11 protein-coding genes and 1 tRNA gene are annotated in these 14,439 nt (G+C 66.3%); all 12 read left to right on the top strand.

Features of this window, described 5'->3' with window-relative positions; all coding sequences use genetic code 11:
• Positions 1–6: 6 nt before the first annotated feature.
• The 12 genes from H7F49_RS08850 (at position 7) to H7F49_RS08905 (ending at position 14,416) form a co-directional block, all read left to right on the top strand.
• Positions 7–1,293 (top strand): cytochrome b, encoded by a 1,287-nt coding sequence (locus tag H7F49_RS08850; protein WP_185683231.1) that lies wholly within the window; start codon positions 7–9, stop codon positions 1,291–1,293.
• A gap of 29 nt (positions 1,294–1,322) precedes the next feature.
• A complete protein-coding gene (locus tag H7F49_RS08855; RefSeq protein WP_185683232.1) occupies positions 1,323–2,159 on the top strand; it encodes a cytochrome c1 in 837 nt (278 codons plus the stop codon).
• Positions 2,160–2,246: 87 nt separating this feature from the next.
• Positions 2,247–2,783: an adenine phosphoribosyltransferase gene (locus H7F49_RS08860; RefSeq protein WP_185683233.1), complete on the top strand. Its 537-nt coding sequence runs from the start codon at positions 2,247–2,249 to the stop codon at positions 2,781–2,783.
• Between the two features lie 86 nt (positions 2,784–2,869).
• A tRNA-Gly gene (locus tag H7F49_RS08865) sits at positions 2,870–2,943 on the top strand.
• Between the two features lie 417 nt (positions 2,944–3,360).
• Entirely contained in the window at positions 3,361–6,291 is a 2,931-nt protein-coding gene (locus H7F49_RS08870) for a TonB-dependent receptor (RefSeq protein ID WP_235982037.1), read from the top strand.
• A gap of 110 nt (positions 6,292–6,401) precedes the next feature.
• On the top strand, positions 6,402–7,952 hold the full coding sequence (locus H7F49_RS08875; protein WP_185683235.1) for a tryptophan halogenase family protein: 1,551 nt from the start codon (positions 6,402–6,404) through the stop codon (positions 7,950–7,952).
• A complete protein-coding gene (locus tag H7F49_RS08880; RefSeq protein WP_185683236.1) occupies positions 7,949–8,668 on the top strand; it encodes a SapC family protein in 720 nt (239 codons plus the stop codon). The genes H7F49_RS08875 and H7F49_RS08880 overlap by 4 nt, the downstream gene beginning before the upstream one ends.
• A gap of 1 nt (position 8,669) precedes the next feature.
• On the top strand, positions 8,670–9,692 hold the full coding sequence (locus H7F49_RS08885) for a cupin-like domain-containing protein (protein ID WP_328806629.1): 1,023 nt from the start codon (positions 8,670–8,672) through the stop codon (positions 9,690–9,692).
• Positions 9,689–11,191: a tryptophan halogenase family protein gene (locus H7F49_RS08890; protein WP_185683237.1), complete on the top strand. Its 1,503-nt coding sequence runs from the start codon at positions 9,689–9,691 to the stop codon at positions 11,189–11,191. Before H7F49_RS08885 ends, H7F49_RS08890 begins: the two co-directional genes overlap by 4 nt.
• On the top strand, positions 11,188–12,147 hold the full coding sequence (locus H7F49_RS08895) for a glycoside hydrolase family 16 protein (RefSeq protein ID WP_185683238.1): 960 nt from the start codon (positions 11,188–11,190) through the stop codon (positions 12,145–12,147). Before H7F49_RS08890 ends, H7F49_RS08895 begins: the two co-directional genes overlap by 4 nt.
• Positions 12,148–12,150: 3 nt before the next feature.
• Positions 12,151–13,215: a LacI family DNA-binding transcriptional regulator gene (locus H7F49_RS08900; protein WP_185683239.1), complete on the top strand. Its 1,065-nt coding sequence runs from the start codon at positions 12,151–12,153 to the stop codon at positions 13,213–13,215.
• Entirely contained in the window at positions 13,208–14,416 is a 1,209-nt protein-coding gene (locus H7F49_RS08905) for an MFS transporter (protein ID WP_185683240.1), read from the top strand. Before H7F49_RS08900 ends, H7F49_RS08905 begins: the two co-directional genes overlap by 8 nt.
• Positions 14,417–14,439 lie beyond the last annotated feature (23 nt).

Genomic DNA, 14,439 nt, shown 5'->3' on the forward strand with positions numbered 1-14,439 from the left:
ACCACCATGAGCTTCCCCTGGGCCAACGAATACAAGCCTGCCAATGCGCTGACGCAGTGGCTTGACGAAAAGCTGCCGCTGCCGCGCTTCGTCTACAACGCGGTCGGTGCGGGCTATCCGGTGCCGCGCAACCTCAACTATGCGTGGAACTTCGGCGTGCTCGCCGGCTTCTGCCTGATGCTGCAGATCGTCACCGGGGTGATCCTGGCGATGCACTATGCGGCCAATGCCGATGTCGCCTTCAATTCGGTCGAGCACATCATGCGCGACGTGAACTGGGGCTGGATGCTGCGCTACGCTCACGCCAACGGGGCCTCGGCCTTCTTCGTGGTGGTCTATGCCCACATCTTCCGCGGCTTCTTCTACGGCTCGTACAAGGCCCCGCGCGAGATGATCTGGCTGCTCGGCGTGGTCATCTTTCTGCTGATGATGGCCACTGCCTTCATGGGCTACGTGCTGCCCTGGGGCCAGATGTCGTTCTGGGGCGCCAAGGTGATCACCGGCCTGTTCGGCGCGATCCCGCTGGTCGGCGAGCCGATCCAGATCTGGCTGCTCGGCGGCTATGCGCCGGACAATGCCGCGCTGAACCGCTTCTTCTCGCTGCACTTCCTCCTGCCCTTCGTGATCGCCGCGGTCGTGATCCTGCACATCTGGGCGTTGCACATCCCGGGTTCGTCGAACCCGACCGGGGTCGAGGTGAAGACCGAGAGCGACACCGTGCCGTTCCACCCGTACTACACGGCGAAGGACGGGTTCGGGCTGGGCGTGTTCCTGCTCGGCTACTGCACGATGCTGTTCTTCTTCCCCAACGCGCTCGGCCACCCGGACAACTACATCCCGGCCAACGCGATGAGCACCCCGGCGCACATCGTGCCCGAATGGTACTTCTGGCCGTTCTACGCGATCCTGCGCGCCTTCACCTCGGACTTCTTCATCATTCCGGCCAAGCTGATGGGCGTGCTCGCCATGTTCAGCGCGATCCTGGTGTGGTTCTTCCTGCCCTGGCTCGATCGCTCGCCGGTTCGTTCCGGCCATTTCCGCCCGGTGTTCAAGAAGTTCTACCTGGCGCTGGTGATCGACGTGCTGGTGCTCGGCTATTGCGGCGGTGCGCCGGCGGCCGAACCCTACGTGATGATCAGCCAGATCGCGTCGATCTATTACTTCGCCCACTTCCTGATCATCCTGCCGATCGTCTCGGCGATCGAGCGGCCCGAAGCGCTGCCGTTCTCGATCACCGAAGCCGTCCTCGGCAAGGATGAATCGGCCACGCTCGCCCCGGCGGCGGCGCACTGAGCCGCAGCGAGACGGAAAGAGACAGACCCATGATCCGCATCATCTCGATCCTCGTCGGGGCGTTCTTCTCGCTCGCCCTGCTGTGGTCCTTCGGCAACGGCGCCGCCTCGTTCATCAAGGAGCCGCCGGCCGCGACGGCCGAGGCTCTGTTCCACCAGCACCCGAAGCACTACAGCTTCTCGTCGGACAGCGCCTTCGGCACCTTCGACAAGCAGCAGCTGCAGCGTGGCTTCAAGGTCTACAAGGAAGTCTGTGCCGCCTGTCACGCGCTCAAGCAGGTCGCTTTCCGTGACCTGAAGGCGATCGGCTACAACGACGACGAGGTGAAGGCGGTCGCCAAGGGCTTCCAGATCCCGGTCTACAACCCGGCCACGGGTGAGGTGAACACCCGCGACGGCCTGCCCACCGACCACTTCCCGCCGGTCGTCTATGCCGGCCAGGGCAATCCGCCGGACCTCTCGCTGATCACCAAGGCCCGTCACGGCGGCGCCGCCTATGTCGCCTCGCTGCTGACCGGCTATGCCGAACAGGAAGGCTACAAGAACGAGAAGGGCCAGGAACTGCTCAAGCTGTTCCCCGATGCCAAGACGCCGGATGGCCTTTACTTCAACCCCTACTTCGCCAACCTGAACATCGCGATGCCGGCTCCGATCGCCTCGGATGACCAGGTGACCTATACCGATGGGACCAAGGCCACGGTTGACCAGATGGCGCAGGACGTGTCGGCGTTCCTGACCTGGACCGCCGAGCCCAAGCTCGACAAGCGCAAGCAGACCGGCTGGGCGGTGCTGGGCTTCCTGCTCTTCGCCACCACCCTGGCCTATATGGCCTACCGCAACATCTGGGCGGGCAAGAAGGGTCACTGATCCTGACGGCCACTGCCAGGGAAATGGCCCTCCGCATCCCCGATGCGGAGGGCCTTTCGCTTGGAGCAAACACAGGGGAGGAACGCGTTGAGCCCCGATGAGCTGAAGCCGCTGGTCCGGACGATCCCGGATTTCCCCCAGCCCGGCATCCTGTTCCGCGACATCACCACCCTGATTGGCCACGGCGCCGGTTTCGCCCACAGCGTGCGCCACCTGGCCGACCGCGCCCAGGCGGCTGGCGCCGAGGCCGTCGCCGGGATGGAGGCGCGCGGCTTCATCTTCGGGGCCGCTGTCGCCGCGCGGCTCGCCCTGCCCTTCGTCCCGGTGCGCAAGCCGGGCAAGCTTCCGGTCCCGACCCTGGGGATCGACTATGCCCTGGAATACGGGCAGGACCGGCTGGAGATCGATCCGGGCGCCGTTTCGCCCGGCCAGCGGGTGGTGATCATCGATGATCTGATTGCCACCGGCGGAACCGCCCTCGCCGCCACGGCGCTGCTCCGCCAGGCGGGCGCCCGGGTGGATCACGCGCTGTTCGTCATCGACCTGCCGGACCTGGGCGGCGCCGCCCGCCTGGCCGATGCCGGTGTCACCGTCGCCGCACTGATGGCCTTTCCCGGCCACTGACCGCACCGCGCACCCACCGCGCAGCAGATCGACTTGACGACACCCCGTCCGCAGTGGCAAGCGCACTCGCCTGCACTCCGGTGCCTGCGGGTATAGCTTAGTGGTAAAGCTCCAGCCTTCCAAGCTGGCTATGCGGGTTCGATTCCCGCTACCCGCTCCATCCTCCTGTCCAAAACTGGACCATCTAGTCTGGAGTCCGGGTGGAAAATCCCGGTATTCCGGAGCTTTCTGGCCATACGGGTCCTCGGAAGAAAAATCCACCTGCAGAACGCGGCTCCGTTCAGGTGGCGAAGCGGCTTGGTGCCTGATGCTGGAGCGATGGCGATCGCGACCATTTGTCCCGGTTCATCAGACCGAATTCTGACAAAGGGCTCTGGGGCTGCCAAGTCGCACGCAACTCCGGGGTCAGTCGAGTGGGATTGGGCAAACCGGGCCGTCAACCGCAACAATCCGATTGACCCCGTGAACGTTCTCATATAGTGAACGTTCACAATCGGTGCCGCAGCATGCGTGAGCGCCGGGTAGAGGGGAGAGGAACGGAATGACTGAACCGCGCAAGCTCGCGTTCGCACGGCTTATGATGGGAGCATCAATCGCCGCGCTCAGCCTTGGCAGCGGCAGTGTCGCGGCCCAGGAGGCTGTTGCTCCGGCTACAGCGGCTGACCCTGAAGATGCGATCGTGGTGACCGGCATCCGCGCGAGCCTCCGCCAGGCGATCGACCTCAAGCGCGAAACGGTTGGTGTGCTCGATTCGATCAGCGCCGAGGACATCGGCAAGTTCCCCGACACCAACCTGGCGGAATCGCTGCAGCGCATTACCGGCGTGTCGATCGATCGCAACAACGGTGAAGGTTCAACCGTCACGGTCCGCGGCTTCGGGCCCGACTTCAACCTTGTCCTGCTCAATGGCCGTCAGATGCCCGCCTCCAGCCTGGGCGGCAGCAGCGGCGCGCCGGCATCGCGCAGCTTCGATTTCGCCAACCTCGCTTCGGAAGGCATTGCCGGGGTGGAGGTCTACAAGTCCGGGCGCGCCACCCTGGCGACGGGTGGCATCGGCTCGGTGCTCAACATCAAGACCGCCCGGCCGCTCGACCGTCCGGGATTCAAGGGTAGCATCGGGATCAAGGGGCTCTATGACACGTCGCGGTTCGAGGGCAGCAAGGTGGCTCCCGAAATCTCGGGAATCATCAGCGACACCTTCGCCGACAACCGCATCGGCATCCTGATCAGCGGTTCATACCAGGATCGCAAGGCCAGCCAGGCCCAGTTCAACGCCGGTTGGCGCGAGGGTTACCTGGGCAATGAAAACAACTGGGGTTCGCTCCCGGTCGACGCGAACGACTGGCGCGGCAACTTCGCCCAGACCCAGAACCGTCCGGGCCCGAACACCGTTTACCAGGTCACCCAGAACGCCGGCTACGATTTCACCACCTTCGATCGCAAGCGCATCAACGGGCAACTGGTGTTACAGGTCCGGCCGACCGACACGCTGGAAGCGACGATCGACTACACCCTGTCGCAGAACACCATCGACGCGCGCACAAACAGCATCGGCGTCTGGTTCAACCACAACAACACCTCCAGCAGCTGGACCAATGGTCCGGCGGCCGGTCCCAACTTCTATGCCGAAGCCTTCGGCGCGGGCGAGGGGAAGGACCTGGCGATCACAGGTGCGGTCGCGGCCAACCGCTCGATCAACCGGTCGCTCGGCGGCAACCTCAAGTGGGATGGCCCGGGCGGCCTGCGCCTGGTGCTGGACGCGCACCATTCCACGGCCGAAAGCAAGCCGACCCTGCCCTATGGTAGCGGCATCGCGGTGGGCAGCGCGATCTTCGGCGTGAAGAGCCAGAAGGTCGATTTCACGACGCCCATGCCGGTCATCTCGGTCAGCATGTATCCGGGATCGGAAATCACCGCCGCCAACATCCGTCCGGCGGGCAATGCCTTCCGCAACGCCTACATGCGTGACGAGATCAACGAGGTTTCGCTGCGCGGCGGCTATGACTTCGATGCCTCGTTCATCGACAGTCTCGACTTCGGCGTGACCATGACCGACAACCGGGTCCGCTCGGCCTTCGGCGTGATCCAGAACGACACCTGGGGCGGGACCCTGACCGCGGCGCAGACGCCCGACAGCCTCTACACCCAGACCGACCTGCCCAACGACCTGGCCGGGATGAACGGATCGAACGGCACCGGGATCATCCCCAGCTACTTCAAGATCGATACGACCGGGCTGATCACCCTGCTGGACAAGCAGATCGGAATCTGCAGCGCCTCGCAGGCTCCCGGAACCTGCCTGGCCAAGTTCACCGCGGACCGCACGGTCCACGAGCGGACCTGGGCACCCTATCTGCAAAGCACGCACACGTTTGACCTGGGTGGAACCAAGGGCCACCTGCGGCTGGGCCTGCGCTATGAGAAAACCAAGGTCGACTCCTCGGCCCTGGTCCCCATTCCAAACCGCACGGTCTGGACTGGTGGCAACGAGACGGCGATCATCTACGGGGCAAATTCGGCCTTCGCCACGCTCAAGGGTCAGTACGAGAACTGGCTGCCGGCAGTGGACTTCGATCTGGCGCCGTTCAGCAATGTGAAGCTGCGGGCGTCCTACAGCCACACGATCACCCGGCCCGATTACGGCAGCATGCAGGGCGGCACCACGCTGGATTCGCCGATCCGCATCGGCGGCAGCACCGGCGCCAGCGGCAACCCTGGCCTGGTGCCCTACAAGTCGAAGAACATCGATCTGTCGGCCGAGTGGTACTACAGCCGCGACAGCTACATCTCGGTCGGTTTCTTCCGCAAGAACGTGCGCAACTTCATCAGCCAGACCCAGGTCAATACACCTGCGTTCGGTCTGACGAACGCCGCCGCCGGTCCTCGGGCGGCGGAAGCTCGCGCGGCGCTTGGGGCCAACGCCACGGCGGCCCAGATCGTGGCCTACATCGCGGCAAGGTATCCCTCCAGCTTCGATGCGGCAACCAACGGGATCATCGGCCAGTCGACCGATCCGCTCGTCAACTTCATCATCACCCAGCCCACCAACAGCAACCAGCAGGCCAACCTGTGGGGCTGGGAGTTCGCGCTGCAGCACCGGCTGTGGGACACGGGCTTCGGCACGATCCTGAACTACACGGTGGTCAAGAGCGACACCAAGTTCGACAACACGCAGCGCTACACCGTATCGCAGTTCGCGGTGAACGGGGCGAGCGACAGTGCCAATGCGGTGCTCTACTATGACAAGAACGGGCTGCAGGGCCGTATTGCCTACAACTGGCGCGCTGGGTTCCTCTCGGGCTACGGCTTCGATCCCTACTACGTGGAATCCTACGGCCAGTTCGATGTCAGCGCGAGCTACGAGGTGCGCAAAGGCATCACGGTCTTCGCCGAGGGCATCAACATCACCAATGCCGACCGACGCGGGCACATGCGCAACGATCAGACCGTATTCTTCGCGGCCCCTGGTTATGCGCGCTACGCCGCCGGTGTCCGCTACACCTTCTGACCGGGGGGTGACGCGACGGTCCGGTTCTTTCCCGGAAGGAGCCGCGCCCGGCCGGGCGCGGCTCTTTTTCCTGCTTGCTTGATCCGGCAGTCGGCTATGGTCCGGGCATCATGAACGGTGCGGTGCAACAGGTCGTGATTGTCGGCGGCGGGACTGCCGGCTGGCTATCCGCCTGCCTGATCGCCGCGCGCCTGCCCACCCTTACCGTAACGCTGGTCGAAGCGGCCGATATTCCCACTATCGGGGTGGGCGAGGGGACCTGGCCAACCATGCGCCAGACGCTGGCCATGATCGGGATTCCCGAGCCAGAATTCCTGCGCGAATGCGATGCGGCGTTCAAACAGGGGTCGCGGTTCGATGGCTGGGTCGATGGGTCTGCGGGCGACAGCTATCTCCACCCCTTCACCGCGCCCCCGCCGGGTGACATGCGGGATCTGCTCGCCGCCTGGCAGGCGAATGGACCCCGGCAGCCGTTCGCCGCCGCTATGACGGCCCAGCACGCGGTCTGCGCGGCCAACCTGGCGCCGCGACAACGCGCCATGCCCGACTATGGCGGGGCGCTGAACTACGGTTACCACCTCGATGCCGCGAAGTTCGCAGCGCTGCTGGCGCGCCACGCCACGGGGCGGCTGGGCGTGCGTCACGTCGAAGCGCGGGTGACCGGGGTCGTCGCGGACGACCGCGGCGGCATCGCGGCGCTGGAGCTGCACAACCGCGCTGCGCTTCCGGGCGACCTGTTCCTCGACTGTTCGGGCCAGGCTGCGATCCTGATCGATGGCCATTGTCGCTCGCGCTGGGTCGATCGCAGTGGCGAATCGCTCAACGATCGGGCGCTGGCGGCCCAGGTACCTGTCGCGCCGGATTCGCCGATCGCTGCGCAAACGATCGGCACCGCGCACGAGGCGGGTTGGTTATGGGACATCGGGCTACCCGGACGGCGCGGGATCGGTTGCGTCTACAGTTCGCGCTTTCTGTCGGACGATCGGGCCGATGCGATTCTGCGCGATTACGTGGGGCAAAGGGTGCCGGGGGCCGATCCCGCCAGCCTCTCGCCTCGCCGGCTGACTTTCGCGACGGGCCACCGCGAGCATTTCTGGTCGGGCAATTGCCTGGCCGTGGGTTTGTCGGCCGGGTTCATCGAACCGCTCGAGGCCTCGGCGATCGTCATGATCGAGTTGTCGCTGAAGGCGCTCGCCGAGAATTTCCCGCGGAGCCGTGACAGTCTGCCGATCCACGCGGACCGGTTCAATGCGCTGTTCCGCTACCGCTGGGACCGCATCGTCGAATTCCTCAAGCTGCATTATCTGCTCAGCCGTCGGCCCGAACCCTACTGGCAGGCCCAGCGTGCGGCCGGGTCCATTCCTCCGCGTCTGGCCGAATGTCTGGCCCTATGGCGCGAACAGCCGCCCTCGACCTGGGATTTCCCCCAGATCGACGAGCTGTTCCCGGCGGCCAGCCATCAGTATGTGCTGTATGGCATGGGATTTCCCGTGCCGGTTCCCGCGGTTGGTTCCGCCGCCGCCGGAGCTGCTGCCCTGCGGGATGTCGCCGGCCGCGCGCGCGCGCTCAGCGCGGCTCTCCCCGATACCCGCGGGTATCTCGACGCGTTGGCCGCTGCCGCGCCGACCCGTTTCCCGCAACACGAGTCCATCCCGTCATGAGCCAGCACCAGATCCTCAACCCGGTCGACCATGGAACCCTGCGGGTCCACACCGGGCCCGGCGCGCAGTACGGCGATGACACGATGGCCTGCCTGACCGTTCCCGCGGAGTTCCGCCGGGTGCAGGCCCATTTCCCGATCGTTTTCCGGCGCGACCTGGCAACTGGCCAGTTCTCTGCCCTGGCCCTGTTCGGCTTCGAGCCGGGCGAGAACCTGTTCCTCGAGGGTGAGCACTGGGACGCCCCCTACCGCCCGCTCGCCATGTCGATCCAGCCCTTCCTGGTTGGCCGACCGGGGCCTGGCGGGGGTGAAGGGCAGGTCCACATCGACATGGGCCACGCGCGCGTGGCCACTGGCGGCGAGGGCACCCGCCTGTTCGACGATGAAGGGCGCCCGACTCCCCACGTCGAGGCGATTGCCGAGATGCTGGGCGATCTTGACCATGCCCATCGCGAAGGGGTGAGCTTCTTCGCTGCCCTTGAGAGGCACGACCTGCTTGAGCCTTTCTCGCTCGAGGTCGCGCTGGACGATGGCTCGCAGCACAGTCTGGTCGGCTTCCACACGATCGACGAGGTCCGCCTCGCCGCCCTGGCCGGCCCCGCGCTGCAGGAGCTCCACGCCACCGGCGATCTGCTTCGCATTCATCTGGCGATGGCCTCGCTGTCGCAGTTCGCGGGCCTTGTTGCCCGTCGGAACGCCCGGATCCGTGCGCGCTGAGGTGGCACCACCGGCGCTCGCCGACCTGCCGCGCGTGGTGGAGCGCCCGGCAGTGGCGGGTGCCGCACTCGACCGGCTGCTTCGCGGGGCGGATGCGCCCTTCCTGATGCGCGGGCTGGTGGCGGACTGGCCGCTGGTCCAGGCCGCGCGCCGCTCCGACCACGAGGTGCGGCGTTACCTGGTCGAGCGGGCGCACGAGGTCCCCTTCGCAGTCTCGATCGGCGGGCCGGGGCACGACGGGCGGCTGTTCTACGACGATGCGATGGACATGAACTTCCGCATGGCCCGGGGGCGCCTGGCCGATATCTTCGCCGGGATCGACGCCAATGCGGGGCGGGCCGATCCGCCGACGATCTATCTCGCCTCGATCGACGTACCGACCCATTTCCGGGACGTTGACCGCGAGAACCGGATCGATCTGGGCTCTCGCGAACCTCTGGTCAGCCTGTGGATCGGCACGCCCACCCGGATTGCCGCGCACAACGACTTTCCCGACAACCTGGCCTGTTGCGTCGCCGGCCGCCGCCGCTTCACCCTCTTCCCGCCCGATCAGTACGCCAATCTCTATCTCGGCCCGATCGACAACACCCCGGCGGGACGGGCGGTCAGCATGGTCGATTTCCATGCCCCGGATTTCGCGGCCCATCCCCGCTTTGCCGATGCCCTCGCCACGGCACAGGTCGCTGAACTCGAACCGGGGGATGTGCTGTTCGTGCCCTCGATGTGGTGGCACCATGTCGAGGGGCTGGCCCCGTTCAACATCCTGCTCAACTACTGGTGGCGCGATACCCCGCGCTATCTTGGTCAGCCGCAGGACGCGCTGAACCATGCCATACTCGCCATCCGTGACCTGCCGCCGCGTGAACGGATGCTGTGGCGCCAGTTGTTCGATCATTACGTGTTCGATCACGGCCCCGCCGTCACCGACCATATTCCCGCCGGCGGACGCGGCGTGCTCGACCCGCTGACGGCCGAGACCGCCGGACGCCTTCGATCCTTCCTGCTCAGGACCCTCAGCCGATGACCCAGACCTATTCCAGGCGCCGGATCGTGATCGCCGGTGGCGGCACCGCCGGCTGGATGACCGCCGCAGCGCTCGCCCGCACGCTGGGCGGGGCGATCGAGCTGACCCTGGTCGAATCCGATGCGATCGGCACCATCGGAGTGGGCGAGAGCACGATCCCGCCGCTGGTCAATTACAACCGCCTGCTCGGGATCGGCGAGGCCGAGTTCATGCGCGCGACCCAGGCGACCTTCAAGCTGGGGATCGAGTTCGAGAACTGGAAGGTCGATGGGGAAAGCTATTTCCATTCGTTCGGCCTGACCGGGCGCGATCACTGGACCGCCGGGTTCCAGCACTTCTGGCTGCATGGCCTGACCAAAGGGCACGACTGGAGCTTCGACGACTACTGCCTTGAGCTCAAGGCAGCCCACGCCGGCCGTTTCGCGCACCTGCCCGACAATCGCATGAACTATGCCTACCAGCTCGATTCCTCGCTCTATGCCGCCTACCTGCGCCGGCTGGCCGAGGCCGATGGCGCCCGCCGGGTCGAGGGCAAGATTGCCGAGGTCGAGCTGGACGGGCAGACCGGCAACATTGCCGCTCTGCGGCTGGAATCGGGTGAGCGCCTGGCGGGCGACCTGTTCGTCGATTGCACGGGCTTCCGCGCCCTGCTCATCGAGGGTGCGCTCCATGCCGGCTACGATGACTGGTCGCATTACCTGCCCTGCGATTCCGCCATCGCCGTGCAGACCGAGAGCGTCCGCCCGCCGGTGCCCTATACCCGCGCCATCGCCCATGACGCGGGCTGGCAGTGGCGCATTCCGCTGCAGCATCGCCAAGGCAATGGCATCGTCTATTGCAGCCGCTACCTTGACCGCGACGCCGCGCTGGAGCGGCTGCTCGGCACGATCGAGGGCCAGCGGCTGACCGAGCCCAACTTCATCCGGTTCGTCACCGGAGCGCGGCGTCAGCAGTGGTATCGCAACTGCATTGCGGTGGGCCTGTCCGGCGGGTTCATGGAACCGCTGGAATCGACCAGCATCCACCTGATCCAGCGCGCCATCCTCCGCCTGATCCGGATGATGCCGATGAGTGAGGTCAGCCCTCGCGACGTGGCCGAGTTCAACGAGCAGCAGCTCACCGACATGGTCCAGATCCGCGATTTCCTGGTCCTGCATTACAAGGCCACCGAACGCCGTGACAGCCCGTTCTGGCGGCAGTGCGCCGGCATGGCGATCCCCGACAGCCTGTCGCACAAGATCGAGCTGTTCCGCGAGACCGGCCGGGTGTTCCGCAAGAACGAGGAGTTGTTTGCCGAGAACAGCTGGGTCCAGGTCATGCTGGGGCAGGGGATCATGCCCCGGGCCTACCATCCGGTGGCCACCAAGCTCAGCGACGCGGAACTTGACCATTTGCTCCACGGGCTGCGCGAAAGTGTCGAGCGGACCGTGGCCAGCCTGCCGCGGCACCACGAATATGTCGCCCAGTACTGCGGGGCGCGGGATGCTGTTGCGGCATGAGCCCGCAGACTTGGCCGTGGCCCGCACTGGCGGCCGGCGTGGCGCTGCTGTGCGGCGCGGTGCCGGCACCGGCCGAGACGGCGGACTGGCGGCTGGTCTGGTCCGACGAGTTTGACGGTGAGCGGATCGATCCTGCCCATTGGGGGTTCGAGGACGATTGCTGGGGCGGGGGCAACGACGAGCGGCAGTGCTACACCGCCAGTCGTGACAACGCGCGGATCGAGGAGGGCCACCTGGTGATCACCGCGCGCCGCCAGATCGCCAACGGTCCGGCGCTGCCCCGGCGGCAACGACGGGATGCGGTCGATCCGGCGGCGACGGTAACCCGCGAATTCACCTCGGCGCGGCTCACCACCCGCGGCAAGGCGGCTTGGTGCTTCGGTCGGATCGAGGTTCGCGCCCGACTGCCCCAGGGGCAGGGGCTGTGGCCGGCGATCTGGCTCCTCCCGGAGCGCGACGGCTATGGTCCCTGGGCAGCATCGGGCGAGATCGACCTGCTGGAGGCGGTCAACCTGGGCGTGCCCTGTGCCGATTGCGCCAAGGGGCGCGAAGATCGTATTCTGGGCACGCTCCATTTCGGCAAACCCTGGCCCGGCAATGCCCAGGCCAGCACCACGGTCCATGCGTCCGAAGTGCTCGACGGGTTCCACACCTTTGCGATCGAATGGGCGGCCGACCGGATCACGTGGCAGATCGACGGCCGCACCTATTCCGAACGTTCGGCCGGCGAATGGTGGAGCAGCGGTTCGAATGCGCCCGGTGCGCCCTTCGACCAGCCGTTCCACCTGATCCTCAACCTGGCCGTTGGGGGGCGTCTGGCCGAGGGTCGGAACCTGGGTGGGGTCGATCCCGCCGGCTTTCCCAAGCGACTCGGAATCGATTGGGTTCGCGTCTGGCAAAAGGGTGATTCACCCGGTAAGCGGGCGGAGGAACGGGTAAGCGGTAAGGGTCACTAGTCCATGGCACGACGCCGACAAGCGGTGACGATCAAGCATGTCGCGGCCGATGCGGGCGTTTCCCTGCAAACCGTCAGCCGGGTGATCAACAACGAGCCCAATGTCAGCCCCGACATGAAGCGTCGGGTTCAGGCGTCGATTGACCGGCTGGGCTACGTACCCTCGATCGCGGCCCAGCGGATGAGCGGATCGCGCTCCTACCTCATCCTCGCGCTCAACGATCGCGAACGGACCATTGCCGACTGGCAGGCGCGGCAGGGCACCGACTGGGTCGACCAGATGCTGCTCGGCGGCATGCTCAAGTGCGCTGAACACGGCTATCGCATGATCTTCGAACTGGTCGACACCCACAGCGATCATGTCGAGCGCGAGCTGCTCTCGGCCATTGCCGCGCTGCAACCCGACGGGATCATCCTGACTCCGCCGCACTCCGACAATCCGCAGCTCGTCAGGCTTCTGGCGCGCCAGAACATACCGTTCGCCCGCATCGGTTCGCAGGAGACCGGCAGCGGCATCCCGCTGTCGATGGATGACGAGGGTTCGGCACGCCGCGCGACAGCCTATCTGATCGACCACGGGCATCGCCGCATCGGCTTCATTGCCGGATCTCCGGAATACAACCTCAGCGGCTGGCGGGTGGCGGGCTGGCAGGCGGCGATGGCGGAGGCCGGGCTGGCCACCGACGGACTGCTCGCTGCGGGCGATTTCACCTATGCCTCGGGCGAGCGCGCCGCGCGCGATCTGTTGACCGCGGCATCGCCGCCGACCGCGATCATCGCCAGCAACGACCAGATGGCCCTGGCGACGCTGGAGGTGGCCCGTGGGCTCGGTCTGGATGTGCCCGGTGCGCTGTCGGTGATCAGCTTCGACAACACGCCGCTGGTCCACTTCACCCAGCCGCCGCTGACCGCCATCGACCAGCCGATCGCGGCGACCACGTCCAAGGCGGTAGAGCTGATCATCGCCAGTCAGACCCAGGCAGGGCTGTCCGCCGCGGTTACGGTGATTACCGGCGACCTCGTCGAACGCGGGTCAGTCGCCGCTTGCCCAGCCGTCCCGGGTGGTTGAGCCGGCGCCGGACGAGCTGTCGCTTCGCGCCCTGCTGCTCTACGCCCTGGCCTGGAGCGGAGGGGCTATCGCCTATGTTCCGTTCCTCACCATCCTGCTGCCGTTGCAGGTTACAGTCCTGGCGGGAGACAGGATCGCGGTATCGTGGTTGGCCTACATCCTGTTTGCCGGGGCCGTGGCGGCTAGCTTGGGGAACATCCTGTTCGGCTATCTGAGCGATCGTTCCGGGCATCGCCTGGGCTGGGTCACTCTCGGGCTGGGGATATCGGGTGCCCTGCTGCTCCTTATGGCCCATGCCACCAGCTTCGTGACCATCATCGTTCTGGTGATCACCTGGCAGCTTGGCCTCAACATGATGCTCGCGCCCCTGGCGGCGTGGGCGGGCGAGCAGGTGCCCGACCGGCAGAAGGGCCTGCTCGGCGGGCTGCTGGCCTTCGCCCCAGGAATGGGAGGATTGGCAGGCGCCGTGGTGACCTTGCCCGGCTTGGCGGCGGCCGGTGAGCGGCTCGTTCTGGTGATGGTCATGGTCACGGCCTGTGTGGTTCCGTTGCTGCTGTTCGGCCCATCACGGCGACCCCCGGCGACCGGCTCCGTTCCCCCTGACGAAGGCGACGGCCCAGGGAACCAGCCGGGACGGGCCGCCCGGGCGCGGCTGGCGCGGCGGATGTGGCTGGCCCGGCTGGCCGTGCAGATCGCCGAGGCCGCGCTGTTCTCGTTCCTCTACCTATGGCTGCGGCGGATCGATCCGACCATGGACGAATTCCGCACGGCCCGGGTGCTCAGCTTGGTCCTGTTGGCCGCAGCGCCAATCGCGCTGCTGGCCGGGCACTGGGGCGATCGGCGTAACCGGCCCATCGCCCCGCTCGTCGTCTGCGCCCTGGTCGCCTCGGTCGCTCTGCTGGCGATGGCCGCCGCGCGGAGCCTGACCACTGCCTATGCTGCCTATGCCTTGTTTGGTTGTGCGACCTCCACGTTCCTGGCTCTTCACTCGGCACAGACCCTGCGGGTGCTGCCCCGCTCGGACCGTATCGGCCGTGATCTTGGGCTGTTCAACCTGACCAACACGGTCCCGTCGCTGGTCATGCCGTGGCTCACCCTGGCGCTGGTGCCCTACTTCGGGTTCCCCGGTCTGTTCGCACTGCTGGCGATGCTCTCGCTCTGCGCGGTGGGATTGCTAAGTTCGCTTCGGCTTCATCCCTGAGCGCCACGCTTGATTTCGCGCCG

Origin of the sequence: Novosphingobium aerophilum (assembly GCF_014230305.1) — a bacterium.
Classification (GTDB): Bacteria; Pseudomonadota; Alphaproteobacteria; order Sphingomonadales; family Sphingomonadaceae; genus Novosphingobium; species Novosphingobium aerophilum.